This window comes from Companilactobacillus bobalius, from assembly GCF_002179915.1.
Lineage (GTDB): Bacteria > Bacillota > Bacilli > Lactobacillales > Lactobacillaceae > Companilactobacillus > Companilactobacillus bobalius.
Window position 1 is genome coordinate 176,422 of record NZ_MYFM01000003.1, and the last position, 25,963, is coordinate 202,384.

The window sequence follows — 25,963 nt, forward strand, 5'->3', positions numbered from 1 at the left end:
ATCAATATAAATATATTGTTTTTCAATATGCAAAATGCTAAAATACCCCTAATAATTGATGGGAGATTGGGCATGAAGATTAAAACAGTACTTTTAAAGTTAGTTACAGCTATTATCGATTTGTTTGTCTTATTTTTTTGTTTTACTTTAACGATGGGAACTATTTCGTCTATTAAAGAGGGCTCAACTTTTGGATTACAAACTTTAACAGCTAGTTCTCTATTCTTAGGTTGTTTAGTAATCTTTGGCATTAGTTATTATTTGTTTAGAATTTTCTTTTTAATTGATCGGCGAGATTTCTTCAGTAAAATTGCCTTACATGCGGTCAAAATGATTCGTTATTTATTCATCGCTGAATTTGTGATTTTGTTAGGCATTATGCCGTTTGTTTACTATACAGCTGACCATGGAGATGCGCCGGGACTAATTATTATTGTTGGTGCAGTTGTATTTTTACCTTTAGCCATAGCTACTTTTGTTTATACGATGGAACAAATCTTGGATAATTCTATTAAAATGAAAGATGAAAATGATTTGACGATATGATAAATGTTAATTTGGATATTATGTTATTAAAACGAAAAATGACAGTCATGGAATTGGCAGACAAAGTTGGGATTACTCAGGCCAATATCTCTATCTTGAAGAATAATCGTGCTAAGGCAATTCTTTTTTCAACGTTAGAAAAGATTTGTCAGATTTTACAATGTCAACCAGGCGATATTTTAGAATATACTGAAGAATAAAAGAACAGCCTCTATTAAGTTTTCAAGGCATATTTCATGTTCAAACCTGGTTGTAACTGGATACCAACTAATGTAATTGAAATATGCGTCGTCCGCAAAAAATCTGTGAGCCGCTGGAACGTGGTGGACACGACTTCAAGCTAATAATTTCACACTTTGTGCGAAATTATGGATCTCGAAGCTCGGTCTTTTACTAACCTTGCTACGCAAGTTAAGTAAAACTTCACCACTGAGGGCTCACAGATTTTTTACTACCGACTAGTTCGTTGGTTCTAATTACTGCTGAGTAAAACTGCGGCATCTTGAATTCTTTAACTCTATATAGTACAAATGGATTTCTTTTTTGTTTTACATTTAGATAGTAAAAAGGTGTTTATATTAACCAATTAAAATTTGGCTGATATGAACACCTTTTTTGCTTTGAGGATGAAAGATCATGTATTAAAAACATTTATTTTTAATAAAGTAATCGAAAATTAAGCACAAACATACTTTATTTAGCTATTCTAATTCAGCTAAAACCTTGTTAGCTGTAGGTTCATTGAGAATAACATCCGTGAAGTAATTACCGTTTAAAGCAGCTTTTAAGGCTAAGAACTTAAATTTATCATTTACGATTGCTACTCGAGTTGGAACTTCCATAGTCTTTTTGAAACTAATACCGAATACCTTATCATGCTCGTTATCGATTAATAAGTTCCCATCTTTATCAATTGGGCGGCCATAAACTAAGGCCGCAATTGAATTAGGATTAATTTTTGGAAAAAGAATGTCTTCAGAATTATACCAAGAGTTGACACTATTAATCGAATCAATTGTTCCTACACTAGTAAAAATCAAATCTAATTGTTGGGCCGTTGCTAGAGTTGGTTGGATAGCTGGTTCCAAGGCAAGTAAACGTCTTACCTCTTTGTTGGCTATATATAGTGGAGCATCAATGGTCAGATATGTACCGTTATAACGAACCGCAACTTTTTGAACCATACGCATTGATCCAGCTAAAGAGTTATGTTTACCATTTTCGCCAACAAACTGTGTAAAGACCATGTTTTCTTTGGGAACGGACTGGAATGAATCAATTACGTGATAAATCGTATCTCCCCAAGTAAGACCAATAATCTTTTTTCCATTTATCAAATTCTGTAAATATTTTGCCGCAAAGGAATAGAAACGGTCGTCTTCATGAGCGATATCTTCTGTATTTTTTAAAATGTAAAAATTTAGATTGGGGAAAAAATGTTTAAATTTGTTTTCCAAATCGTGGCTTCGAGCAAATGGTGAATTGATATTAATTGTAACGATGTTCTTTTCAATAGCTTCATTTAAGTATTTTGAAATTTTATAACGGCTAATATTATATTTTTTAGCGATTTCACCCAGATTAAGATGTCTAAGATAATAATCCTGAGCTAAATCGACAAGTAGTGAAGTGTCTTTTTCTTGATCCATAATCGAATCTCCTTTGATATATATATAAATTACCTTAATTGTAAATTAATAGCAATTTTTTAAAAATTTAATTCTTGTGAAATCATTTACATATTTTAAAACGAAGAGTAATATGATAATTGAAAAATGTTAATAAATAAGTTATTTTTTTAAAAATTTAAAAGAGGTGCAGCTTATGAATAGTGAATTAATAAAAAAATTACATAGTGCGCATACCGGAGTTCTGGAAATTGATGGGGAATTACCAGTATCAACTAAGGAAGAATTAGGTGAGGCCTATACTCCAGGAGTTGCTGAAATTAGTAAACTTATTGCTAATGATCACAGTCTTGCTTCTGAATATACTGTCAGTGGTAAATTGGTAGCAATTATAACTGATGGTTCAGCGGTACTAGGATTAGGAAATATTGGACCTCAAGGTGGATTACCTGTTATTGAGGGTAAGGCTTTGTTATATAAGAAGCTGGCTAATGTTGATGCAATACCTTTAGCCTTGGATCAAGTTGATGTCGATGAATTCGTTCAAACGGTTGCTAATATAAGTAAGAGTTTTGCAGGAATTCATTTGGAAGATATTGCTGCACCAAAGTGTTTTGAAATTGAAAAAAAACTTGCTGAAAAAATTGATATTCCAGTTTATCATGACGATCAAGAAGGAACAGCTATTGTAGTTTTGGCCGGTTTGATCAATGCAGCAAAAGTTGTTCATAAAGATTTGAAAGATATGAAAGTAGTTGTCAATGGAGTTGGGGCTTCAGGATTAGCTACAGCTGAATTGTTATTTGATAGTGGTGTAAAGAATATTGTTCTAGTTGACCAAAAAGGTGTCATCAACAGTAAAGATACAACATTGAATGACTATCAATATGATTTATATAAAAAGGTCAACTATAAGACTGAGGCAAAAGATTTAGCTGAAGCAATGAATGGTGCGGATGCATTTATCGGTTTGTCAGTAGGAAATGTAGTAACTAAAGCAATGGTTTCATCAATGAATGAAGGAATTGTATTCGCATTAGCTAATCCAAAACCTGAAATTGATCCAGCCGATGCTAAAGAAGCTGGTGCTGTTGTAGTGGCTACAGGTAGTTCACAATATCCTAACCAAGTTAATAACATCTTAGCTTTCCCAGGTTTATTTAAGGGATTACTTGAAAATCATGTCAAACATTTCAGTTCTGACGTAGAAACTAGTGTGGCAGAAGGGTTAGCTTCAATGATTGAGTCACCTAAGGCTGAAAAAATTATTCCTGGTGTCTTTGATGACGGCGTAGTAAAAACAGTATCTGATGCGATAACAAATTTTGTGAAAAAAGGTGAATAAGATGGAAACAAACTCTATTCCTAATGATGCACAACATAAAAATATCTTTCAGAAGTTTATGGGATTAAATATTGGAATTGTACCAATGCCTTTATATCTGTTGTTATTAGTCACATATCTGTTGTTAACAATTACTAAGCAAATGCCTAATGATATGATTGGTGCCATTGGTATCATGACGTTATTTTCTTTTATTCTTGAGGAAATAGGAAAGCATATTCCAATTTTGAATTCATTGGGTGGTAAGGTGTTGGTTGTCACTTTCTTACCCTCTTATCTTGTTTACATGGATTGGTTACCAAATAGCACGACCAAGATTGTAACTGATTTTATGAATAACAATAATTTTCTAGCAGTCTTTATTGCATTATTAATTGTCGGAAGTATTTCGGCTATGAATCGAAAGACTTTGATCCAAGCCAGTATGCGTATTATCGTAGTTCTTTTGATTTGTGAAGTTGTAGGACCACTAGTTGGTATGGGATTTGGAATGCTATTAGGACTTTCAGCATATAAATCATATTTCTTCATTGTTGCTCCTATTATGGCTGGTGGTGTTGGTGAAGGTGCCTTGCCATTGTCATTAGGTTATGCGGCTATTATTTCAATGGGTCAACAAGACATTTTTGCTCAAATTTTACCTTGTGTTATGTTAGGTAGTCTTGTCGCAGTTATTGAAGCGGGTATCTTGAGACAAATTGGTGTTAAGAAACCAAGTTTGACTGGAAATGGTCGTCTAGTTGAAAGCGATGATAGTGCTGATGAATTAGGTAGTCTTTCTTCAAAATCTGATACAGCTAATATTACTAAGATGTTGATATCAGGTATCTTGGCCATTACTTTGTACATGCTTGGTGTATGGGTTAACAGTGTGATTCATTTACCAGCACCTATCGTATTATTGATCGTAGTAATGGTTGCCAAAATGTTAGGTTGGATTCCAGATTCTGTACAAGAAGGTGGAAAGTCACTATACAGTTTGACAGTTAAAGGTATTTCTCCATTATTACTATTCGGAGTCGGTGTTGCTATGACTCCTTGGAAGTCATTGGTAACTGTATTCACAAATGTACCAATGCTACTTACAATCTTTGTTACAGTTACGGCCATTATTCTTGCTGCATTCTTTAGTGCCAAATTATTAGGCATGTATCCAGTCGATACAGCAATTGCCGTATCATGTTGTTCTGGTCAAGGTGGTACAGGTGCTCTAGCAATCCTGGCCGCTGGTGATCGTATGAACTTGATGCCGTTTGCTCAAGTTGCAGTTCGTTTGGGTGGTGCAATTACTGTTACACTTTCAATTTTCCTTATGAGATTTTTCGCTTAGGAGATTATGTTGGATACGATAAAAATAGATTTAAACGACCCTTACTATTATCAACAATGGCAAAAGTTGATTGAAAATGAGGGACTGTACATTGAGAATTTAGATGATATTACAGAAACAATTGGTATTTATGATGAAGATAAGCTGATTGCAACAGGATCTTATTTTAATAATGTTCTGAAGTATTTGGCAATTGATCCGGAATATCAAGGTGGTAATGTTTTTAATAAATTAGTTTCATATTTAATTAGTGATTTGGCTAGTCAGAACATATTTCATGTTTTTGTTTTTACCAAGACGCAGTACCAAAGTAGTTTTGAATATTTAGGATTCAAACTGGTAGCTAAAAGTAGCTTCTCAACGCTTTTAGAAACTGGGGATTACTCGATCACTCAATATATTTCTGAACTACCTAAGGTATCAGGAAATAATATTTCTGCAATTGTTATGAACGCTAATCCTTTTACGTTAGGACATCGTTATTTAATAGAAGAAGCATCGAAAAAGAGCGATGTAGTTTATGTCTTCGTAGTTAGTCAGAATGCTTCTTTATTTAAAACTTCAGAACGTATTGAATTAGTTAAAGCAGGTACTAAAGATTTAAACAATGTTGTGGTTGTAGCCGGCGGCGATTATATGGTTAGTTTTGTAACTTTCCCATCATATTTTATAAAGAGTCGTAGCGATGTAGTTACTTATCAAACAGAATTAGATGCCCAAGTTTTTAAAAGAATTGCAGAGGCATTAAATATTACTAAACGTTTTGTAGGAGAGGAACCATATTCACCTACAACTGAAATATATAATCAATCGTTGAAGAAAATTTTAATACCTGAAGTTGTATTAGAAGTGTTGAAGCGTAAAGAGATTGGCGGCGATATTATCAGTGCTACTAAAGTTCGCCAAGCTATTAGTAAAGAAAATCTAGAAGCGATTAGAAAGTATGTTCCAGAAACAACTTTTGATTTTATAAAAACGAATTTAAAGGATTTATTAAGGAGGATTAATAATGGAAATTAAACATACGGCACTAGCAGGTACACTTGAATCTAGTGATGTTCAAATTACTCTTTCTGAGGGTAAGGGAATCAGTATTGACCTTGATTCACAAGTTGAAAAACAATTTGGAAAACAGATCAAAAAGGTAGTTACAGACTTATTAGCTAAATATGAGATTAACAATGTTAAGGTACACGTTGTTGACAAAGGTGCTTTGGATTGTACAATTAAAGCTCGCTTAATCGCTGCAATTCAACGTGCAACTGATACTCAGAATGAACAAAATTGGGGGGTACTCGAATAATGGAACGTTTGAGAAGAACTATGATGTTTGTTCCTGGTAATAACCCAGCTATGATTAAAGATGCCGGTATTTACGGAGCAGATTCAATAATGTTTGATTTGGAAGATTCAGTTTCTTTGGCAGAAAAAGATGCTGCTAGAATGTTGGTCTTTGAAGCCTTAAAGAATGTAGATTATGGTAACTCTGAACTTGTTGTCAGAATTAATGGTTTGGACACAGATATGGGAAAAGCCGATATTTATGCAATGGTAAAGGCTGGAGTTCAAGTTATTCGTTTACCTAAGACTGAAACACCTGATGATGTAGTTGAAACTGAAAAAGTTATTGCTGAAGCAGAGAAGTTCTTTGGTATTGAAAACGGTCGTACACATATGATGGCTGCTATTGAAAGTGCTGAAGGTGTTTTGAATGCACCTGCAATTGCTAAAGCTTCTGATCGTTTGATCGGTATTGCTCTTGGTGCTGAAGATTACGTTACAAATATGAAGACACACAGATATCCCGATGGCGCAGAACTATCATTTGCTCGTAATATGATTCTTCATGGTGCTCGTGCAGCAGGGATTGCAGCCTTTGATACAGTTTATTCTGATGTTGATAACACTGAAGGATTCAATCATGAAGTAGAAATTATTCATGAATTAGGATTTGATGGTAAGTCAGTTATTAACCCAAGACAAATACCATTAGTAAATGCTATCTATGCTCCAAGTGAAAAGGAAATTAGAAATGCTAAAGCTGTTCTAAATGCTATTGAAGAAGCTCACAAGAAGGGTTCAGGAGTAATTTCCTTACATGGTAAGATGGTTGATAAACCAGTTGTTGCTCGTGCAGAAAGAACTATGGCCTTAGCCAAGGCTTCACACTTAGTTGATAAGGAAGGCAATATTTATGTTGAATAAAGTAAATCGTGAAATTCCCGATGAAATTTTAAAAGATAAAAATTATAAACCATTTGAAACAACTGAAATCGGTAATCCCGAAACTACTTATGTAGCACACGAGGTAAAAGTTTCACAAGGAAATGATAAGTTAGTTGATTCAATTAAAGATGTTATCGCTAAAGTTGGTTTGAAAGATGGAATGACAATTTCTTTCCACCATCATTTCCGTGAAGGTGATTTTGTCTTTAACATGGTTATGCAAGAAATTATTGACGAAGGTTTTAAGGATTTGACATTAGCACCAAGTTCTTTGACCAATGTTATGAATGATATGGTAATTAAGGCCATTAAAGCCGGAACAGTTACTCATATAACTTCATCAGGTATGCGTGGTAGCTTGGGAGATTTCATTTCACATGGTGGTTTGAAAGATCCAGTTGTTCTTCGCTCACATGGTAACCGTGCTCGTTCAATCGAAAATGGTGATATTAAAATAGATGTTGCTTTCTTGGGTGTTCCTAATTCTGATGCTGTCGGAAATGCTAATGCTATCAAAGGTGACGCTGTCTTTGGTTCAATGGGTTATTCACTTATGGATGCCAAATATGCTGATAAGGTAGTATTGTTAACTGATACAATCATGCCTTATCCAAATACACCTGCAAGTGTTAAACAAACTCAAGTTGATTATGTCGTTAAGGTATCAAAAGTCGGAGATCCAGAAAAGATCGGTTCCGGTGCTACAAGATTCACTAAAGATCCTAAGGAATTAAAAATTGCTAAGACTGTTAACCAAGTAATCACACATTCTCCATATTTCAAAGATGGATTTAGTTTCCAAACTGGTTCTGGTGGTGCAGCCCTTGCTGTTAGCCGTTATCTAAGAGAATCAATGATTGACAGGAATATCAAGGCATCATTTGCATTAGGTGGTATTACTAAACCAACAGTTGATTTGCTAGAGGAAGGTTTAGTTAATAAGATTCTTGATGTTCAAGACTTTGATAAGGGTGCTGCCGCAAGTATGGCTAATAATGAAAATCAACAAGAAATTGATTCTTCATGGTATGCCGATCCTTATAATAAGGGCGCTGCAGTAAATCAATTGGATGTTTGTATCCTATCGGCCTTAGAAATCGATACAAAATTCAATGTTAATGTTATGACTGGATCAGATGGCGTACTACGTGGTGCTATTGGTGGACATCAAGATGCAGCTAACGCTAAATTGACTATCATTTCTGCCCCACTAGTTCGTGGTAGAATTGCGACAGTCGTACCAGACGTAACTACTGTTGTTACACCTGGTGATAGTATTGATGTATTAGTAACTGAAGTAGGTATTGCTATTAATCCTAGAAGAAAAGATTTAATTGAAGCTTTGAAAGATGTTCCTGGTGTTCCAGTTTATACAATTGAAGAACTACAAAAACGTGCAGAAGCTATTGTTGGTAAACCAGAAAAACTACAATTCACTGATCGCCCAGTTGCTTTGATTGAATATCGTGATGGTAGTTTGATCGATACCGTTTATCAAGTTAAAGATTAGGAGTAAAAAAGATGGTTGATGTTTTTTCTAAAGGAATACCACAAGATATTACCCAAATATTGAAGAGTAGAGATATGCGTGTAAGAGAGCAGCTCATTCTTTTAAAAAAATTAAATAACAATCAATCATTAATTAATGCCAAATTAAACATACCTGGTCCAATTAAAAATAATGCTTATTTGATACAAGTTTTCTATCGCGGTTTAAAAAGATTTTTGCAAGAATCAAAGGTTGATTATCGGTTGATATGGGATGTAGCAACTGGTCCAGAGGCCTTTTTGATTCTTGATGGGTCAGCTAAAGATTCAAAGCAAGCTGCTATTGAATTTGAAGACAATGATAATCTAGGCAGACTATTTGATATTGATGTTTTGACGGAGGATGACGGTGTTCCTCATCCAGTGAGCAGACAAGATTTTCACCAAGTAGGACGTAAATGCATAATGTGTGATCAACCTGCTAAAGTGTGTGCTCGTAGTCGAAAGCATAGTGTTAAAGAAATGCAGAACTATATTAGTGAATTAATAAATAAAAATGTGGAGCTTTTATGAAATCAAGTAAATACTTAGCAGATGCTGCAGTGAAAGCTTTATTATATGAGGTAAATGTTCACCCTAAACCGGGATTAGTTGATCCAGTTGATAACTCAACTCATTTGGATATGAATGTATTTACTTTCATTGATAGTGCTGTATCGTTACATCCATATTTGGAAGAATTTGCGCAAGCTGGAATTGATTTTGAGGGTAATGATTTGCGTGACTTGTTCAAATCAATTCGTCCGATTGGAATTAAGGCTGAAGAAGCAATGTTTGAGTCCACGAACAATATTAATACCCATAAAGGAGCAATTTTTTCCTTAGGTATAATATTGGCAGCGTGTGGTTATGATCGTGATAATATCCAAGCGACTATAAAAGCGATGCTTCAAGGTTTAGTTGAGAATGATTTTAAGGCTTTGGACAGTAAGAAAAACTTGAGCAATGGAGAAAAAATGTTTCTCAAGTATGGAGTTACTGGTATTCGCGGTGAAGCTGAGAAAGGGTATCCGACTGTTTTCGATAATTCTTTACCATATCTAAAATCACAAACTGATGTTGATCTTAACAGTATGTTTTTGAATACTTTAATGGTTATTGTTTCTCATTCGTATGATTCTAATGTAGTAAAACGTGGCGATCTTAATTCATTAGAGAGAATTCAAAAATATGCTAAAGATATTTTAAATGTTGGCGGTTGTGGTAATTCTGAAGGTAAGAAAATTTTGGATGATATGAATGAATATTGTAATAAAAACAATCTTAGTCTTGGTGGAAGTGCGGATCTTCTGATAGTTACTATATTTTTATTTTTATTTTTAATTTAGTGTGTGAATAAATGACCCCTTAGATGTGCAGGTTTAGTTGAAAAATCTGTGTATTTAAGGGGTTTTTGTGTGCAAAAAAAGCATGACGCCAATAGATAATTGGAATCATGCCTTTTAATGTAAAATATTATAGATTCTTGATCAAATGTTTAAAGATTAAGAACAAAGCTAAGAATGATCCGATAACTGCCATGAACAAACCACTAGCATTACCAGTTTGAGGGAATTTCTTCTGACTGTTTGCTGACCCTGATCCGTTAGAAGTTACATTAGATGTATTTCCACTAACATTGTCACTGTTGTCAGTGTTGGTTGGTGGAAGAACTTCGTCAGGATTTGGTGCAGGAGTGATGGCTCCAGGATTTTCGGGTTCAGAGGTACCTGGGATTTCAGGTTCTTCGGGTTTAACGGGAGGGACTGTAGTACCAGGATTTTCGGGTTCTTCAGGTTTAACGGGAGGAACTGTAGTACCAGGTTCTTCAGGTTCTTCGGGTTTAACAGGAGGAACTGTAGTACCAGGTTCTTCAGGTTCTTCGGGTTTAACAGGAGGGACTGTAGTACCAGGATTTTCGGGTTCTTCAGGTTTAACAGGAGGGACTGTAGTACCAGGATTCTCCGGTTCTTCAGGGTTTTCAGGCTCTTCAGGGTTCACAGGTTCTTCAGGATTTTCAGGTTCTTCGGGTTTAACGGGAGGAACGATGATTGGAGGCTTAACAGGATTTTCAGGTTCTGTCGGAGTCTCGACATCCTTAGCTTCAAGATCTGTTGTTTCATCTTTTGTGATAGTGAATTCGATTGGTTCATCATTTAATTCATAGCCTTCAGGGGCTTTTGTTTCAACAAAGTAGTATGTTCCGACTGGTAGGCCGGTAACATTGATTTGACCACTTTCATTAGTTGTCAAATCGCTCTTAATAACGTTCTTGTCAGCGTCTAGTAGATTATATACGGCGCCTGGTAAAAGCTTGTTAACGACTGAATCGACTTTTGTCAATGTAACATTACCAGTGAATGGTTCGTCTGTTTCGGAAATATTTAAATCCAATGAACCATCAGAAGGTAAAGTGATTGTGATTGGAGTTGGATTCAATTCATAACCATCAGGAGCTTTTACTTCGGTTAAAGTATATGTACCAAGTGGTAGATTTTTAATATTGATAACACCATTTTCGTCAGTTGTGACATTGGACATAAGAACTTTGCCAGTACTATCTTTTAATTCGTATTCAGCGCCAGCCAAAACTTTTCCAGAGATAGCATCTGTCTTAGTAAGCTTAATCGTTCCAACTTCTTCACCGTTGCCGGTACCACTACCACCCCAAGATGTGTTGGAGTCGATAGAGTAATCGCCTTCGCTTGACCCCATTGTTGCGTGGTTAGTCCAGGTGTTAGTACCATCGGCATTAGGTGTAACTTTGACTCTATAGTAAATATCAACAGCTGTTGTAACATTACCAGGGAAGCTAATCTCAACGACATTTCCGTTAACGACTACATTTGGATATAGTTGCTGACCATTGCCAACAAAGCCACCATTTTGGTAAGAACCACCAATGGCAGTTAATGAACCAGGGATATACTCTTGGTTAGGACCAAGGGTATCTTTGATGACAACGTTCTTTAAGTTGTTTTCGTTAGGGTTAAAAGCAATATTCCAAGTTAATTCGTTAGGGACATTGTTTTGATCATAACCAGCAACCCAACCAACTTTATTAAACATCCAATTTTCGCCTTCATTGTTGTTATTGGTTTGTGTACCTTTAGCAATGAGATTTAATGTACCTTTACGGTTGAGTGTAGTATTGGACAATGCATCGTTAAATGTAATAGTACCAGTACTTTCACCATTTTTAATGGAGCCAGTACCAATTTCTACACCATTGGAATCGTAGATAGGGAATGATAGATCACCAGAAGCTACTATTCCATTGGGTAGCTCAAAATCAGATGTATCGCCAGCATTGATTTTAACACCATCAGGAATACTCCAATTATAGTGTACATTGAAGTTCAACCATGTATATAAATCATCGTCGGGTCCAATAGGATTACCATTCATATCAGTTACTTTGGCATCTTCGCCATTTAATCCGCTGATACCTTCAATAAATCTAGGTGTGATTAATGGATCAGATGAAGTTTCACTGGTTTGACTGGTAGAAGGGTTCGTAGTTGTTATAGTAGAGGTTGAACCAACTTGCGAGGACGTTGCAGCTTTTACTGTTTGTCCACTAGGCATAAAGATAAGCAAAAATGTTAAAACCAATCCAACTAAAGTTATATAAAGAAGTGATTTTTTCATTTTAGACATCTCCAGTGAAAGAGTATGTCAGATTTTTGATCTGTACAACTCGTTTAAACTATTGTAAAAAAGGCAATAGGTTAATTTCCTTTCGGTTTTATTTAACCTATTGAATTGAATTATTAAGATACATTCTTTTTTTACGCCTAGAGTATAAATCGTACTTTTAAAATAGTAAAAAAATAAGACCATTTATTATTTGATATTTACATAACAGCATTTTTAATATATACCAATTTTTATAAAACAAGAAAAAAGTCTTCAAATCTTTAGACATTTTATCTATTGATTTGAAGACTTTTTGATTAATAGTTTAAACGATTGAATGTTCAGCTGCTTCTTTAGTGTAATCAATTTCAGAGATATGGGTCTTTCTTCTGACAAAGAAAAGAATGCTGAGAAGTGAAAATAGTAATGTGATAGCTAAAAGCGTCATCATGTCAGGGATGGCCGAGTCACCAATCATCAAGGTTTGTCTTAAACCATCGACACTGTAAGACATTGGTAGCCATGGATGAATTGACTCAAAGAATTTGTTGGATAATTGAATTGGATAGGTTCCGGCAGATCCACCAAGTTGAAAGACTAAGAGAATCATACTTAGGAATGAACCAACTTTACCAAGAACTAGATTGAGCCAATGAACAATCGACATGAAAGTTAATCCAGTTAGAATCAACATTATTAGGGTAGTAAATGGACGAACTGGAGCTAAACCATCAATGACACTAAGTAGTAGGAAGACTGCAACTGCTTCTAATAGAACAAAAGTACCAGTTATAGCAGCTTTGCTAGCCCACCAACTAACACCTGTACGTGGGAATTTTCTAGGTGTATAGATATCGAACATTAAATTGAAGGCTAGAGCACCAACGAATAAGGAAACGGATAACATATAAGGAGCCATTCCGGTACCGTTATTTGGAGCGGTATCTCTTTCTTTATGTTTGGTTGTAGTTGGTTTGGCGATTTGGTCATAAGTTAAATTAGTAGCTTTGATGTTGGATTTCTTAGCTCCTGCGGCTAATTCTTTGTTCAAAGTATTATTACCAGAAGTTACTTGTTGTAAGCCACTACCCATTTGACTGGAACCGTCGGCTAGTTTTTCAGAACCACTGTTTATTTGTTGCGCACCTGAGGTTAGTTGAGTAGTACCACTAGTTAGAGATGTACCATTAGCAACCAATTGATTGATTCCGGAATTGAGAGAATCAGCTCCAGTTGCCAATTGACTAACACCTGATTTCAGAGTTGGCATTTGACTATTCAATTCACCAATACCGTTGTTAAGACTGGAAGCACCAGTATTTAAAGTGGAACTATTGTCTGCCAGTTGATTGATGCCAGCATTCAATTGAGCACTACCTTGTGTTAATTGAGCAGTATTGGTATTTAATTCACTGATGCCATTGCTTAACTGATTCATACCGGTTGAGGCATTTTGCAACTGAGTTGTAAGTTGTTGAGAACCGGCTGCTAATTGAGCAATGATAGTTGATAAATCATTGCTACTATTTGAAAGACTATCTAATTGTGATAGAGCACTTTCTTGGGTAGTCATGAGTGTAGTTAAATCTTTTGATAAAGTATCAGTGATCTGACTTAAGTTACTGTTGTCTGAAGAATTTACTGCATCGAGAATTGCAGCTTTTTGTGTAGCGGATAGCCCTTGTTGATCGGCTATTTGGGAAACTTTTTGACTTGTTTGATTATTTGAATCAGCTTGAGTTTTGATGGCTTCTTGCAAGGAAGTTAGATCACTCTTAATGGCACTGGCTTGTTGACTATTGTTGTTAGCAAGTTGGTCCTTGAGGTTCTTAATTGAACTTTCAACCTGGGTGGTATTATCCAAGCTGTCACTGACTTTTTGCAAGTTATCAGTTAACTCTTGGCTAGCCGAATGTAATTGGCTTAATCCTGAATTCAGAGTTTGAGAACTGGTAGCCAAAGTATTAGTTCCGTTATTTAGGGCCTGTGAGCCGGAATGCAAACTATTGCTAGCGGTATTCAAACTAGTTACGCCGTTAGTGTAGTTTTGCAAGCCTGATGTTAAAGCGCTGCTACCAGCTGCTAATTGATTGACGCCACTAGTTAAGGTTGAGGATTTGTCATTTAACTGTTGAATACCATCAGTTAAAGTTTGACTACCGGCTGCGACTTGATCAACTCCAGAAATATATTGATTCAAACCTTGATTAAGAGTATTGGCTCCGTTACTAAAAGTTAGAGAACTGGTAGCTAAGGTGTTGAGTCCCGTTGATAATTCTGAATTGGCATTTTCTAACTTTTGTCCGCCAGTGGCTAACTTCTGACTTCCTTTGGCAGCTTTACCCATACCCTGAGAAACCTGTTTTAGAGCTTGGAACATTGTCTTCGAATAGGTCTTAGTGACTTGTTCAGAAACGCCTTGAGCGGCTTGTTGGGCAGCCGAAGCAGTCATTTTGGAAGCTGTGAAGTTGTGACCAGCACTAGTTTCGTAGTGTAGTACCATTTTTTTAGGATTCTTGTTTAATAATGTGGTAGCATTTTGAGAAAAATTCTTTGGGATAGTGATGACCATATAGTATTTGCCATCGCTTAAACCTTTTTGTGCTTGTTGTTTTGAATTGAGAATACGGAAATCCATATCCTTAGAGTGCTTAAGTTTTTTAGTAAGATCTTTTCCAACCTTTAAGTCTGTACCTTGATAATTTACAGATTTATCATTGTTGACGACAGCAACTGGTAAATTTTTTAATTGTCCATATGGATCCCACATGGATTTAAGAAAAGTAACAGAATAGATGGATGGAATAAAGATCATAACTGCGAAAACAATAATCATTAACTTGTGTTTTAACAGATATTTCCATTCCTCTTTAATCATTTGTATTACCCCTTTTAGAAAATATGTTATAGTTGGCGTGAATTAATACTCAACTGTGGCTTAAATGATAAACATATAAATATATCATTTCCACAACATAAATACACAATGTGTGTATTATCTTAAAAAAGGTGAAATTAAATGACAAAAATTGATCGTAGAGTACAAAAAACTAATCAAGTTCTACAGACTGCTTTTAGGAAGATTGCTAGGAATACTAGCTATCGCAACATCACAGTTAAGAAATTAACTGAAACTGCAGGAATCAATCGTAAGACATTTTATCTACATTACGATTCTATCGATGATTTTTCTAATACTGTTGTGGATGAAATTGCTGATAAATTATTAACTTTGATCACTGGTCAGCCTTTAAAGGAGAGTCTTGCCAAACCAGGCTATATCTTTGACCGAGTATTTGATTTTTTTCAAAAATCACGTGAGTTCTATACATTCATGATGACTTCAATGGATTATAGTTTTTTGTCTAGAAAAGTTGAGTCCAAGGTGGCTGAAGGTTTTGCCCAAGCAATTCAGGAGCAATATGGAACTTCCCAATTAGACTCTTATATTTGTGCCAGCTTCTTTATTCGTAATACTATGATGATGTTTCGTTTATATAATAGTGGGTTGGTACAGTTAGATAGAAGCGAGTTTAGAAATCGTCTGATTCGTTTGAATACCAGTGGTCTAAGTTCATTTATTGATTTAAATCGTCAATCCGAAAAATAAAGTTGGCAAGAGTAAATACAAATATCTAAAAAAGCGCTATCATTATATTAGTTATTATATTTGACGAAAAAAGTATTCTAATAATTTTTGAATAAAATAACGGAAGGAGCGTGAAATTAATGGAATTAAAGCAAAATTTGAACCAGAAACAGGTTCAGGGATTGTCTCTAACCCAGGGAATGAGACAATCAATTTTAGTATTACAATCAGATGCTATTGATTTAGCTGAATATTTAAATGAACAGAGTCTGGAGAATCCACTTTTCGATGTACATGTCGATTTGGATATGCCATTCGTTGAAAACAGTGATCGAGCTTCATATCAAATTAAGGATGATCAACAGTCGTTGTTTGAGTACCTTTTAGATCAGGTTCAATTAACGATGCGTAAAACACCTTTACGTGATTTGGTCGTTTATTTGATTGAACAATTAGATCCTAATGGTTATTTAACAATGTCTGATAAGGAGATCTTCGCGGAACTTAAAGATATTACACCAATTATGTTGTTAGATGCCAAGACACTTTTGCATCAACTTGATCCTCCTGGGATTGGTGCCAGAAATTTGCAGGAATGTCTGTATTTGCAAGCTGAGGCGGATAATGCTGACCCTGTTGTTATGTCGATGTTGAGTGATAATTTTGAAATGTTGGCTAAACATGAATGGAAACAATTAAAACGTAAGCTGAAGTTATCAAATGAGGAATTACAAAAGAATGTCGACTTTATTCAGTCGTTGACGGCTAATCCGGGACAAAGATATACTTCTCAAAATGAACAATATGTTGTTCCTGAATTGAGGATTAAAAAAAATAAAGACAAATTAACTTTGTCAGTAACTAAATATGGTCAGCCACAAATTGTTTTTGCTGAAGAAACTTATGACCGATTAGCACAATCAACTGATGAAGATGTTAAAAAGTATATTTACGAAAAGTACAATCAATACAAATCATTGAGCTATAATTTGCAACGTCGAATTGAAACAATTTCTATTATCGGTAAGTGTATCGTTAAAGCACAGTATAAATTCTTTATGCAGGAAACCAATGCTTTGGAACCACTTTTGATAAGGGATGTTGCTCAAAAATTACAATTGAGTGAGTCAACTGTAAGCAGAACTATCAATGGAAAATACATCCAAACTGACTTTGGAATCTTTGAGTTGAAGAACTTCTTCTCACGTAGAAGTAAGGTAAATGTAGGTGAGGATGATAAATCCGTTGATCAAGTTAAGGCCAAGATCAAAGACATTTTAGATAATGAAGATAAGAAGAAACCATTGAGTGATCAAAAGATTTCTAACTTATTAATAGAAGATAATTTGAAGATTGCTCGTAGAACTGTAGCTAAATACCGTGAAGAATTAGGTTATCCAGCTACTGGTCGTCGTAGAAAATAATTCAAAATAAAGAAGCATCCATTTGTATCTTGAATGGATGCTTCTTTGCTGTGTTGTTTTGGCATAAAACTTTAGTTAAAGTATAACTAGAGGGAAAAATAATGAATATTGGACAACTGATTAATCAAATCATTTTGATGTTCTGCTTGATGCTAGTGGGGGTTTTAATTAACAAATTAAAATTTATGCATGCGCAGACGTCGAATGACTTAACAAATGTTTTACTATATATTGTTTCACCATGTTTAATTATTAATGCGTTTGAACAACCTTACTCGAACGATCGAATCAAACAATTTTTGCTGGCAGCCGGGGGAGTAATCTTGTTGTACGTAGTTGAAATTGTTATCGCTAAATTGGTTTTTGGAAGTCTAAAGAATCGTAATTTAAGTAGAATTGCTCAGTACGGTAGTATTTATTCTAATGCCGGATTCATGGGAATTCCGTTGATTAGTTCTCTATTTGGTTCCAAAGGCGTCTTCTTTGCAGTGGTTTCATTGGCAGCCTTTAACATTTTTAGTTGGACGCAAGGAGTATCATTGTTCAAAAATAATGACAGTGGTACAACCGAAAAAACTAATTGGAAACAAGTTTTATTGAATCCTAATATTATCGCGATTGTCATTGGAGCAATCTTTTTTGTCTTCTCAGTACGAATTCCAAGTATTCCAAATCAAATTATCAAAGATATTGGTTCGGTGAATACGCCATTATCGATGATTGTAATTGGAAATAGTTTGGCTAATATTAAATTTACTAAAAATATGTTGAATAAAGAAATTGGATTAACAATCTTATTCCGTAATCTATTATTTCCTATTTTTGGAATCATTATTTTAAGAATGATTGGCGTCACGGGAATTGCTTTCTATACAACAATCGTAATGGCAGCTTGTCCAGTAGCTGGATTAGTAGTGCTGTTTACTTTGCAGGTTCACGACGATACTGCACCAGCTATATCGGCTATGAGTTTGTCGACAATTTTGTCTTTAGTTACAATTCCTTTGATCTTTGCTTTGGGTAATATTTTGTAGATGAAGGTTTTTATGTGTTTAATATGGAAAATATTTTGAAAGTTATAATAGTGTTTTTCTAAAGGGGATGGCTGATGAATTTGTTGATAAAATTTGTCAGCAAATGAAGAATTAGATAGTATCTTTTATTATTTACAACAATGTAGGATCTTGATTGATTCTTTCTTGAATGCTATTGAGGAAAGAATCAACTAGATCCTGTTCAGCCTGGTTCAAGGTTCGATCCGCTTGATAGGCAATAAAGTAATCGAGTGAAATAATACTTTGCGGCAAGGGATAGATATTGTATTCATCACTATTCGGAATGATATAAACACTTTCAGGCAATAGAGTTACACCCAAACCACTGGTAGCGAGTTTAGCAGTGGTAAAGATATTGCTACTTTCTAAAACAATATTTGAATTTACTTTGTACTTTTCCAATAAGTAATCAACTTGACGTCGGATGGCAGAACCATGAGTAGTTAAAACAAGTTTCTCTTTTAGTAAATTTTTGATTGAAATTGAATTTGGTTCTAAAGATTTTTTTCCCTTTTGAAAGAATTGGGAAGTCTTAGGAATAATGGCAAAATACCCATGAGTCCCACGGTTGTAGACTGTTAATCTCGGTGAAATAGTTTCTGGGTTTTGTCCCAGAAGAAAATCAATCTCACCGTTTAAAAGACTTTTTTCGTTAGTTTCAGGTATATCTTCGTGGAGTTCAATTTTGACTTCGGGATGAGTGGATAAATATTTTTTCATAAAAAGGGGTAACAAATAGGTTCCTAAACTAGACAGCACCCCTAAATGAATGACTGTCTTATTTGGTGAAGAATATTTAAGGATTTGTCTCTGAAAATTACTTTTTTCAGTCTCAAGAGAATTCAAATATTGATAGTAAATTCTTCCGGCGTCAGTTAATTGTAAAGGAGAGGATTTACGATTGATGATTTCAATTCCCAATTCTTTTTCGGCATTTTGTATTGTTTGTGTTAAATATGGTTGTGAGATATAGAGATCTTTGGCCGCCTTTGTATAATTACCATGTTTTAACAAAGTGTCCAAAAAGCGCAGCATATTTAGAGAATCAGTTTTCGGCATAGACTGTCATTCCTAACTTATAGCTATTTACTTATAGCTCAACAATTAAATAAATATTTCACAAATTCACAAGTGAGCTCTAAACTAATCTTATAGTAAAAGATATTTACTCTAAAGTTAGTGGGTAGTTTTTACTATTAAATAGTACCATTTTGACTACTTACTAAATAATTTAATTAAAAAAAGTTAATTGTGTACCCTTACACAATTGTGAGGAGATTTGTTATGAAATTAGTTGGAATCGTGGGAACTAATTCTTCAGAGTCGACCAACCGTCGTTTGTTACAGTATATGAGACAACATTATAGTGAACAAGCAGAAATTGAAATTTGTGAAATTGATGAAATTCCTGTTTTTGATGAACCAGAGGATAAAACTGCACCTCAAGCTGTTCAAGTGTTATCAGATAAAATTGCGGCTAGTGATGGCGTAATCTTTGCTACACCTGAATATGATCATTCTATTCCAGCTGTTTTGAAAAATGCTATCGAGTGGTTATCTTACACAACTCGTCCATTGATCAATAAGCCGGTTATGATTATTGGAGCTTCATTAGGTGCTCTTGGTACATCACGTGCCCAAGCTCATTTACGTCAAATTCTTGAAGCACCAGAACTTAAAGCCTTGATTATGCCTAATGTTGAATACTTATTAGGAAGAGCTTTGGAAGCTTTTGATGACGATGGAAACATGATTTATGAAGATAAGGCTAAGGAATTGGATAATGATTTTACAGAATTCCTTTCTTTCGTCAAATTAACTGAAAAATTGACAGCAAATAGTAAATTCTTTGAAATCAGTAAACAATTTTCTTGGAAACAAGTCGCAAATGGGGAGGACATGTAATGAAGTTTATTGGAATTGTTGGTACTAATGCTAAAAAATCATACAACCGTATGCTTTTGCAATTCATGCAGAAACACTTTGCTAATAAAGCAGAAATTGAAATTCTCGAATTAAAAGATGTTCCTATGTTCAATGAATCTAAAGATCAATCTGATAGTCCAATTATTCAAGAATTCAATCAAAAAATTGAAGCTAGTGATGGGGTTATTGTCGCTACACCTGAACATAATCACTCTATTCCCGCAGCTTTGAAGAGTATTATCGAATGGTTATCATTCAATTTACATCCTTTAGATGGTAAAGCAGTGATGATTGTTGGTGCTTCATACAATATCCAGGGTTCATCCAGAGCACAATTACATTTACGTCAAATTTTGGATGCTCCTGGGGTAAATGCCAGTGTCATGCCTGGTTCAGAATTTTTATTAGGTAAAGCTCAAGAAGCCTTTGACAAGAATGGTGATTTGAAAGCTCAGCGTACGATTGATTTCTTAGACAGTTGTTTTGCTAAGTTTATGAAATTTTCTGACATCATTGCTCAAATGAATATTCCAGAAGATATTACTTATGAGCCCGGAACTTTCAAAGTTACTGCAGTAGGTCATAATGGAGACTTACCAATGGAAGTTACCTTGTCAGATGATCGTATTGAAAAAATTGATATCGACACTTCTAGTGAAACTCAAGGTATTGCTGATGTTGCTTTCAAACGTATTCCTCAACAAATTATTGACGGTCAAACTTTAAATGTTTCTGGTGCATCTATCACTAGTCGTGGTGTGGTTGATGGTGTTGCTAAGGCTGTCAAAATGGCTGGAGCAAATCCCGATATTTTGAAGAAACGTAAAAAATCAAGTGGTCCTAATAAACAAAATGTTGTTGAGTATCAAACTGATGTCGTTGTTGTTGGTGCCGGTGGTGCTGGGTTAACAGCCGCAGCTAGAACGATTCAACAGGGTAAAAAGGCGATTGTGCTTGAAAAATTCCCAGCTATTGGGGGAAATACTGTTCGCGCTGGTGGCCCAATGAACGCCGCTGATCCAGAATGGCAAAATAAATTTGATGAGATTACTGGTGAACGTCACACTCTAAAAGAAATTTCAGAAATTGATGAAAAGACGATTGATGATGAATATTTGGCTGATTTCCGAGCATTAAAGAAACAAATTAATGAATATCTTAAGGAAAATGAAGATAAAAAAGCTTATCTGTTTGATTCTAAACTTTTACATCGTATTCAAACTTATCTTGGTGGAAAAAGAACTGATCTCAATGGTAACAAGATTTATGGTCAATATGATTTGGTTAAGGAATTGACAGATCATGCTTTAGAGTCAGTTAAATGGCTCGAAGATATTGGCGTTAAATTTGATAAGACTCAAGTGACTATGCCGGTTGGGGCTTTATGGAGACGTGGACATAAACCACTTGGTAGTCAAGGATTTGCCTTTATTGAAGCTTTGAAGAAATATCTTGAAAGTAATGATGGACAAATTATTACAGATACCGCAGCTAAAGAATTGATTATCGAAGGTGGTCAAGTTAAAGGTATCATTGCTCGTAGTTCTGATGGTAAAAAAGTTATCGTACATGCAAAGGCTGTGGTCCTAGCTTCAGGTGGATTTGGTGCTAATACGAAAATGTTGAAGAAGTATAACACTTACTGGTCCAATATTGATGATAATATTAAGACAACTAACTCACCAGCTATTACTGGTGACGGAATTCGTTTAGGTCAAAGTGCTGGTGCCGAATTGGTCGGTATGGGCTTTTCTCAAATGATGCCGGTATCTGATCCGGAGACTGGAGAACTCTTCAGTGGTTTACAAGTACCACCACAGAATTTTGTGATGGTTAATCAAAAGGGAAAACGTTTCGTTAACGAATATGGTAGTCGTGATGAATTGACTAAGGCCGCCATTGATAATGGTAGTTTGTTCTATTTGATTGCCGACGACGCAATTAAAGAAACAGCTTATAACACTAGTCAAGCTCAAATTGACAAACAAGTTGAACAAGGTACTTTGTATCGTGATGACACTTTGGAAGGTTTAGCTAAACAAGTGGGCATGGATCCAGCTACTTTTGTTAAGACTGTCAATGACTATAATTCTTATGTTGACGCTGGGGAAGATCCAGAATTCCATAAGAGTGCCTTTGATTTGAAAGTTGAAAAAGCACCATTCTATGCTACACCAAGAAAACCAGCTGTTCATCATACAATGGGTGGTTTAAGGATTGATACAGATGCTCACGTTATTAATCAAGATGAAAAGATTATTTCTGGCTTATATGCTGCTGGTGAAGTTGCCGGAGGAATTCATGCTGGTAACCGTCTTGGTGGTAATTCATTGAGTGACATTTTTACATTTGGACGTATTGCTGCAAATAATGCTTTGAAAGATATGGAATAGAACACAAAAGAGACAGTTAATTCAATTTTGAATTAACTGTCTCTTTGACTTTATAGATTTAAATATTTGCTTTCAATGTAGTAGCCGTCATCTAATTGGGCCCAAACACTATAGTTGTCTAATTGAACTAGTGTTTTAACAAAAACAGATTGATTGCCACGGTAACGTTGGTTGTCCATGTCACCATAAGGTGTTTTCCAAGCTGTAATGAATTGCTCAGAATAGTAAAGTACTTTAACTGAACGATTAATATTCATACTATCAATAACTGAATAAGTATAGCTAATATTATTAGCTGTTTCACTCAAAGGACTTTTCAACATTTCTTGTTGAGATTTTGGTCGTTGAATAATTCTAGTCATAATTCTTTCAGAACTTGGGATCCAAGTGTTACCGCCTAAGTTGTACCAGATTGTACTATTATATGTTTCTTGAACGGCACGATAAACTTTCCAATCAGTTCCAAAAGGTAAAGGTTTGTCTAAAGGTGTCTTGCTAGTTGGTTCACTGAAGACATTAACATTATCCTTTGTTCGAATATAGAGATTCTTCTTGATTTTGAATTCTCTAACTGGCAAAACATTATAAACATATTCTTGTTCTTGAACTTTGTCAGTGAATTGACCATGTGATTCTTTAGGTGAATGTACCAAGAAGTGATCAGCTTCTTGAAGTGGATGTGAATCGAATTGACGGTTCAATTCACCTTCAAGATATTGTGGATCAGCGATTAAATTACCATCAGTATTACGGTGATAAACAATAACAGGAGCTGATAGTTGACTGGCATAAACTAAGTAGATTCCATCGGAATTAGGAATAAATGTCTGTTGGAAGTTAGTAACAGATGACAAAACATACCCAGGTATTTCTTGCCAAGGAATATCTAACTTATCTAGATAATGTCCTTTTATGGTAACTGGCTTAGAGATTTCTTTACCTAAGGAATCAACGTAGTGAACCTTAATTTCAACATCATCGCGAGCTATTTTTTTTACTTTAGGTGAGAGTACGTCATTTTCCATAGTTCTTTCCCCGTTATGGGAAAAGTGTTGATTTGTATACTTTTTTCCCATAATAATTCCCTTCTAACATGAATTAGTGTAATTCTAACATTAAAAAAATAGGGAACTTCCCTTTATATAGGTATCTTAAGGATATTTAAGATTTTTTTAAGCTTTTTTAATGACATAAAATTGAACCATATTTTTAAAAATAAAATAGTTAAAAATGATTTAATGTATAAAAACTATATGATAATATAATTATTGTTAATTAATAGAAAGGGGTTTCATAATGAGGAAATTAAAAAAACGTTGGTTATTAGTACTAATTTTTATTTCCATATTATCAGCCTCGTCGTTTAATAGGCATTATAAGAATGTTAATGCCCAAGAGGAGGAACCTACTGAGGTATCTCCTTATAAGAAGCCGAGTGGAAATTCTACTAAATTCTTGGGTATTAGACTAACAAATGGTTATAGTCTGCAACCAGCAAAAGAAACTTATTTGGAAGTTGGACAGACTAAGACGATTTCTGGTAATGCATCACGTTCGTTGGGAACATTAACCCTGACTTTAGCTTTAGGCTATACAAATAAGAAGTATCAATGGTATAAATCTACTGATGGAAAGAATTGGAGTAAGGATACATCTAGTTCAGCTAATAAGAAAACTTTGAGTATAACTCCAGATAAAGTGGGCAAAACGTACTATCAACTAGAGGTCTACTGGCAAGCGCCAGGAATACTTGGACGTACAACGACGCATTTATATTCTGATTTGGCGACTGTCAATGCTGTCCCCGAACCAGTAGATGCAACTAGTGTTGAAGTGACGACAGATGATGACTATTTGTACAATTCATCAAATGATATTGTTAATACTGATACCATAGCACATGCACATCCTGACCCCGTTAATTTCACAGGTACAGTTAGTTGGAGTATTGATAATGATAAATTAGCCACTATTGACAGCGAGACAGGAGAAATTGATGCTAATACTTCTCGTTTATCCGGTGTAGTTAGAGTTACAGCAACATTGCATAATCCGAATGGATCAACTGTTTCTAACTATAAGGATATTACAATTGGCGGTGGTTTGGAGGACCAAACAGTGAAGGCTGGTCAAACAGCAACCTTTGATTTACGAGGAAACATTGGTGATCTGGACGAAGGCGATGACATGGAGGCTGGAAGTGATTATACGGTCAAATGGTATAAGGAAGATCCCATCACACATACTCGTGAACAAATCTTAAAAGATGATCCCAAAGCACTCTCATACACTACTCCCAAAGCAACATTGAAAGATGATGGGACTTTGTTCCTTGCCATTATACAGGTGAAATATAATGGTAAAACTTATTCGTACACAACGAACGATGCCTTTTTGTATGTAAAACCAGAAGGTGGACCGAATCTTTCTATTACCAATACCATGGAAAACAGCACATTTAATGATGGAACAAACACAGAAAATATGTTGTTTGGTGTAAATAATGGTGATCAAATAATTTATCATGACACGTTGAAAAATAATACTTCAGGTGGACGTTTAAATGATGCTACGTATACTTTGCCATTGAGAAATGGAACGACCGTTAAGTCAGTTAAAGTTGATGGCACAGAAACTGACGAATATAAATTATCGAAAAATTCAACAACCAATGCAACTGACTTAACTGTTTCAAGTCTGAATTTTGACATTAACGAAAGTCATACGATTGATATTGAAACTGAAGTAGCAGCAATAGAAAAAAAGGATAGTTTTAGTTCGATACCTTATGTTAGTGGAAAAGATGATGATGGAGTTTCCTATCAGAAGATAGGTAATCAGAATGTGATCAACTATACCTTGGATGCTGTAGCAATTAAGAATGCAAATGATATCGACTATGGGACATTAAATTCTGTTATGTCAGAGGGCACATTGAATCGTCAAGATGAATTAAATTTACCAAATAATGTCGTTGATATTGAAGATACAAGAAGAAATAAGAAGCCCGTAACTTTGAGTGTCGAGCAAGTAGGGGAATTTACTAATGAAAATTCTGACGTTTTGTCAGGTCATTTAAGGTTTTATAATGGTAAAAATTCCTATGATCTGTTAGACAATCCAACTTCGATTTATCAAACTGAAAACGATGAGGTCTTGAATTCACAAGGCTGGAGTCGAGATGAAGGAATTCTGTTATATATGAATTCTGAGATAAATAGAGCTGGAACATACAGGACAACTCTTAGCTGGGAAATCAGTGATAGTGTATAGACATGAAAATAAAAAGGCGTTCATATTTACCAAGTATTAATAGGTAATATGAACGTCTTTTT

General features: G+C 35.0%; 21 protein-coding genes. 16 read left to right on the top strand and 5 right to left on the bottom strand.

All coding sequences use genetic code 11. The features are described from left to right. The first annotated feature begins 72 nt into the window (after window positions 1–72). On the top strand, window positions 73–546 hold the full coding sequence (locus LKACC16343_RS05960; protein ID WP_056953798.1) for a DUF2975 domain-containing protein: 474 nt from the start codon (window positions 73–75) through the stop codon (window positions 544–546). Then, window positions 543–746, top strand: a complete 204-nt coding sequence (locus LKACC16343_RS05965; RefSeq protein ID WP_056953800.1) for a helix-turn-helix domain-containing protein — start codon at window positions 543–545, stop codon at window positions 744–746. The genes LKACC16343_RS05960 and LKACC16343_RS05965 overlap by 4 nt, the downstream gene beginning before the upstream one ends. A 501-nt stretch (window positions 747–1,247) precedes the next feature. On the opposite strand, the gene LKACC16343_RS05970 is transcribed toward LKACC16343_RS05965, so the two are convergent. Beyond that, on the bottom strand, window positions 1,248–2,195 hold the full coding sequence (locus LKACC16343_RS05970) for a sugar-binding transcriptional regulator (RefSeq protein ID WP_056953802.1): 948 nt from the start codon (window positions 2,193–2,195) through the stop codon (window positions 1,248–1,250). Window positions 2,196–2,370: 175 nt separating this feature from the next. Between LKACC16343_RS05970 and LKACC16343_RS05975 the strand changes: the two genes are divergently transcribed. Genes LKACC16343_RS05975 through citG form a run of 8 tightly spaced genes read left to right on the top strand, consistent with a single transcriptional unit; the run spans window position 2,371 to window position 9,951 of the window. Further along, a complete protein-coding gene (locus tag LKACC16343_RS05975) occupies window positions 2,371–3,519 on the top strand; it encodes an NAD(P)-dependent malic enzyme (RefSeq protein ID WP_056953805.1) in 1,149 nt (382 codons plus the stop codon). A gap of 43 nt (window positions 3,520–3,562) precedes the next feature. After that, window positions 3,563–4,849 carry a 2-hydroxycarboxylate transporter family protein gene (locus LKACC16343_RS05980; RefSeq protein WP_373887553.1) on the top strand — a complete coding sequence of 429 codons (1,287 nt, stop codon included), beginning with the start codon at window positions 3,563–3,565 and terminating at the stop codon, window positions 4,847–4,849. A gap of 6 nt (window positions 4,850–4,855) precedes the next feature. Further along, a complete protein-coding gene (gene citC, locus LKACC16343_RS05985) occupies window positions 4,856–5,869 on the top strand; it encodes a [citrate (pro-3S)-lyase] ligase (protein WP_056953807.1) in 1,014 nt (337 codons plus the stop codon). Continuing rightward, the gene (gene citD, locus LKACC16343_RS05990; RefSeq protein WP_056953809.1) at window positions 5,859–6,152 is read left to right on the top strand and encodes a citrate lyase acyl carrier protein; all 294 of its coding nucleotides are present in this window, start codon (window positions 5,859–5,861) and stop codon (window positions 6,150–6,152) included. Before citC ends, citD begins: the two co-directional genes overlap by 11 nt. Further along, a complete protein-coding gene (gene citE, locus LKACC16343_RS05995) occupies window positions 6,152–7,054 on the top strand; it encodes a citrate (pro-3S)-lyase subunit beta (protein WP_056953811.1) in 903 nt (300 codons plus the stop codon). Before citD ends, citE begins: the two co-directional genes overlap by 1 nt. After that, a complete protein-coding gene (gene citF / locus LKACC16343_RS06000; RefSeq protein ID WP_056953813.1) occupies window positions 7,044–8,585 on the top strand; it encodes a citrate lyase subunit alpha in 1,542 nt (513 codons plus the stop codon). The genes citE and citF overlap by 11 nt, the downstream gene beginning before the upstream one ends. A gap of 11 nt (window positions 8,586–8,596) precedes the next feature. Then, a complete protein-coding gene (gene citX, locus LKACC16343_RS06005; RefSeq protein WP_056953814.1) occupies window positions 8,597–9,136 on the top strand; it encodes a citrate lyase holo-[acyl-carrier protein] synthase in 540 nt (179 codons plus the stop codon). After that, window positions 9,133–9,951, top strand: coding sequence for a triphosphoribosyl-dephospho-CoA synthase CitG (gene citG / locus LKACC16343_RS06010; protein WP_056953816.1), 819 nt, complete (start codon window positions 9,133–9,135; stop codon window positions 9,949–9,951). The genes citX and citG overlap by 4 nt, the downstream gene beginning before the upstream one ends. A gap of 127 nt (window positions 9,952–10,078) precedes the next feature. Here the strand turns inward: citG and LKACC16343_RS14660 are convergent, their stop codons facing one another. Both LKACC16343_RS14660 and LKACC16343_RS06020 read right to left on the bottom strand, forming a co-directional pair. Further along, window positions 10,079–12,253, bottom strand: a complete 2,175-nt coding sequence (locus LKACC16343_RS14660) for a SpaA isopeptide-forming pilin-related protein (protein WP_056953817.1) — start codon at window positions 12,251–12,253, stop codon at window positions 10,079–10,081. A 313-nt stretch (window positions 12,254–12,566) separates the two neighbouring features. Further along, window positions 12,567–15,119: a YhgE/Pip domain-containing protein gene (locus tag LKACC16343_RS06020; protein ID WP_056953819.1), complete on the bottom strand. Its 2,553-nt coding sequence runs from the start codon at window positions 15,117–15,119 to the stop codon at window positions 12,567–12,569. Window positions 15,120–15,260: 141 nt separating this feature from the next. On the opposite strand from LKACC16343_RS06020, the gene LKACC16343_RS06025 reads away from it, so the two are divergent. From LKACC16343_RS06025 to LKACC16343_RS06035, 3 genes are all read left to right on the top strand, one after another. Then, window positions 15,261–15,851, top strand: coding sequence for a TetR/AcrR family transcriptional regulator (locus tag LKACC16343_RS06025; RefSeq protein ID WP_056953821.1), 591 nt, complete (start codon window positions 15,261–15,263; stop codon window positions 15,849–15,851). A 119-nt stretch (window positions 15,852–15,970) separates the two neighbouring features. Continuing rightward, window positions 15,971–17,254: an RNA polymerase factor sigma-54 gene (gene rpoN, locus LKACC16343_RS06030; RefSeq protein WP_056953823.1), complete on the top strand. Its 1,284-nt coding sequence runs from the start codon at window positions 15,971–15,973 to the stop codon at window positions 17,252–17,254. 101 nt (window positions 17,255–17,355) lie between these two features. Continuing rightward, window positions 17,356–18,288 carry an AEC family transporter gene (locus tag LKACC16343_RS06035; protein WP_056953824.1) on the top strand — a complete coding sequence of 311 codons (933 nt, stop codon included), beginning with the start codon at window positions 17,356–17,358 and terminating at the stop codon, window positions 18,286–18,288. 132 nt (window positions 18,289–18,420) lie between these two features. On the opposite strand, the gene LKACC16343_RS06040 is transcribed toward LKACC16343_RS06035, so the two are convergent. Beyond that, the gene (locus tag LKACC16343_RS06040) at window positions 18,421–19,368 is read right to left on the bottom strand and encodes a LysR family transcriptional regulator (RefSeq protein ID WP_056953827.1); all 948 of its coding nucleotides are present in this window, start codon (window positions 19,366–19,368) and stop codon (window positions 18,421–18,423) included. 225 nt (window positions 19,369–19,593) lie between these two features. Here LKACC16343_RS06040 and LKACC16343_RS06045 point away from each other — a divergent pair, with 225 nt between their 5' ends. Together LKACC16343_RS06045 and LKACC16343_RS06050 are read left to right on the top strand one after the other, a co-directional pair. Then, window positions 19,594–20,214 (top strand): NADPH-dependent FMN reductase, encoded by a 621-nt coding sequence (locus LKACC16343_RS06045; RefSeq protein ID WP_056953829.1) that lies wholly within the window; start codon window positions 19,594–19,596, stop codon window positions 20,212–20,214. After that, a complete protein-coding gene (locus LKACC16343_RS06050; protein ID WP_056953831.1) occupies window positions 20,214–22,628 on the top strand; it encodes a flavocytochrome c in 2,415 nt (804 codons plus the stop codon). Before LKACC16343_RS06045 ends, LKACC16343_RS06050 begins: the two co-directional genes overlap by 1 nt. Window positions 22,629–22,678: 50 nt before the next feature. Here LKACC16343_RS06050 and LKACC16343_RS06055 read toward each other — a convergent pair whose 3' ends face one another. Beyond that, complete coding sequence (locus LKACC16343_RS06055) at window positions 22,679–23,653, bottom strand: MucBP domain-containing protein (RefSeq protein WP_234032536.1); 975 nt, start codon at window positions 23,651–23,653, stop codon at window positions 22,679–22,681. Between the two features lie 271 nt (window positions 23,654–23,924). Here LKACC16343_RS06055 and LKACC16343_RS06060 point away from each other — a divergent pair, with 271 nt between their 5' ends. After that, complete coding sequence (locus LKACC16343_RS06060; RefSeq protein ID WP_056953834.1) at window positions 23,925–25,901, top strand: hypothetical protein; 1,977 nt, start codon at window positions 23,925–23,927, stop codon at window positions 25,899–25,901. The last annotated feature ends 62 nt before the right edge of the window (window positions 25,902–25,963 follow it).

Excerpts from the sequence above, each read along its gene's own strand:
- LKACC16343_RS05960 (WP_056953798.1), top strand. The coding sequence starts at position 73 with ATGAAGATTAAAACAGTACTTTTAAAGTTAGTTACAGCTATTATCGAT.
- LKACC16343_RS05965 (WP_056953800.1), top strand. The coding sequence starts at position 543 with ATGATAAATGTTAATTTGGATATTATGTTATTAAAACGAAAAATGACA.
- LKACC16343_RS05970 (WP_056953802.1), bottom strand. The coding sequence starts at position 2,195 with ATGGATCAAGAAAAAGACACTTCACTACTTGTCGATTTAGCTCAGGAT.
- LKACC16343_RS05975 (WP_056953805.1), top strand. The coding sequence starts at position 2,371 with ATGAATAGTGAATTAATAAAAAAATTACATAGTGCGCATACCGGAGTT.
- citC (WP_056953807.1), top strand. The coding sequence starts at position 4,856 with ATGTTGGATACGATAAAAATAGATTTAAACGACCCTTACTATTATCAA.
- citD (WP_056953809.1), top strand. The coding sequence starts at position 5,859 with ATGGAAATTAAACATACGGCACTAGCAGGTACACTTGAATCTAGTGAT.
- citE (WP_056953811.1), top strand. The coding sequence starts at position 6,152 with ATGGAACGTTTGAGAAGAACTATGATGTTTGTTCCTGGTAATAACCCA.
- citF (WP_056953813.1), top strand. The coding sequence starts at position 7,044 with ATGTTGAATAAAGTAAATCGTGAAATTCCCGATGAAATTTTAAAAGAT.
- citX (WP_056953814.1), top strand. The coding sequence starts at position 8,597 with ATGGTTGATGTTTTTTCTAAAGGAATACCACAAGATATTACCCAAATA.
- citG (WP_056953816.1), top strand. The coding sequence starts at position 9,133 with ATGAAATCAAGTAAATACTTAGCAGATGCTGCAGTGAAAGCTTTATTA.
- LKACC16343_RS14660 (WP_056953817.1), bottom strand. The coding sequence starts at position 12,253 with ATGAAAAAATCACTTCTTTATATAACTTTAGTTGGATTGGTTTTAACA.
- LKACC16343_RS06020 (WP_056953819.1), bottom strand. The coding sequence starts at position 15,119 with ATGATTAAAGAGGAATGGAAATATCTGTTAAAACACAAGTTAATGATT.
- LKACC16343_RS06025 (WP_056953821.1), top strand. The coding sequence starts at position 15,261 with ATGACAAAAATTGATCGTAGAGTACAAAAAACTAATCAAGTTCTACAG.
- rpoN (WP_056953823.1), top strand. The coding sequence starts at position 15,971 with ATGGAATTAAAGCAAAATTTGAACCAGAAACAGGTTCAGGGATTGTCT.
- LKACC16343_RS06035 (WP_056953824.1), top strand. The coding sequence starts at position 17,356 with ATGAATATTGGACAACTGATTAATCAAATCATTTTGATGTTCTGCTTG.
- LKACC16343_RS06040 (WP_056953827.1), bottom strand. The coding sequence starts at position 19,368 with ATGCCGAAAACTGATTCTCTAAATATGCTGCGCTTTTTGGACACTTTG.
- LKACC16343_RS06045 (WP_056953829.1), top strand. The coding sequence starts at position 19,594 with ATGAAATTAGTTGGAATCGTGGGAACTAATTCTTCAGAGTCGACCAAC.
- LKACC16343_RS06050 (WP_056953831.1), top strand. The coding sequence starts at position 20,214 with ATGAAGTTTATTGGAATTGTTGGTACTAATGCTAAAAAATCATACAAC.
- LKACC16343_RS06055 (WP_234032536.1), bottom strand. The coding sequence starts at position 23,653 with ATGGAAAATGACGTACTCTCACCTAAAGTAAAAAAAATAGCTCGCGAT.
- LKACC16343_RS06060 (WP_056953834.1), top strand. The coding sequence starts at position 23,925 with ATGAGGAAATTAAAAAAACGTTGGTTATTAGTACTAATTTTTATTTCC.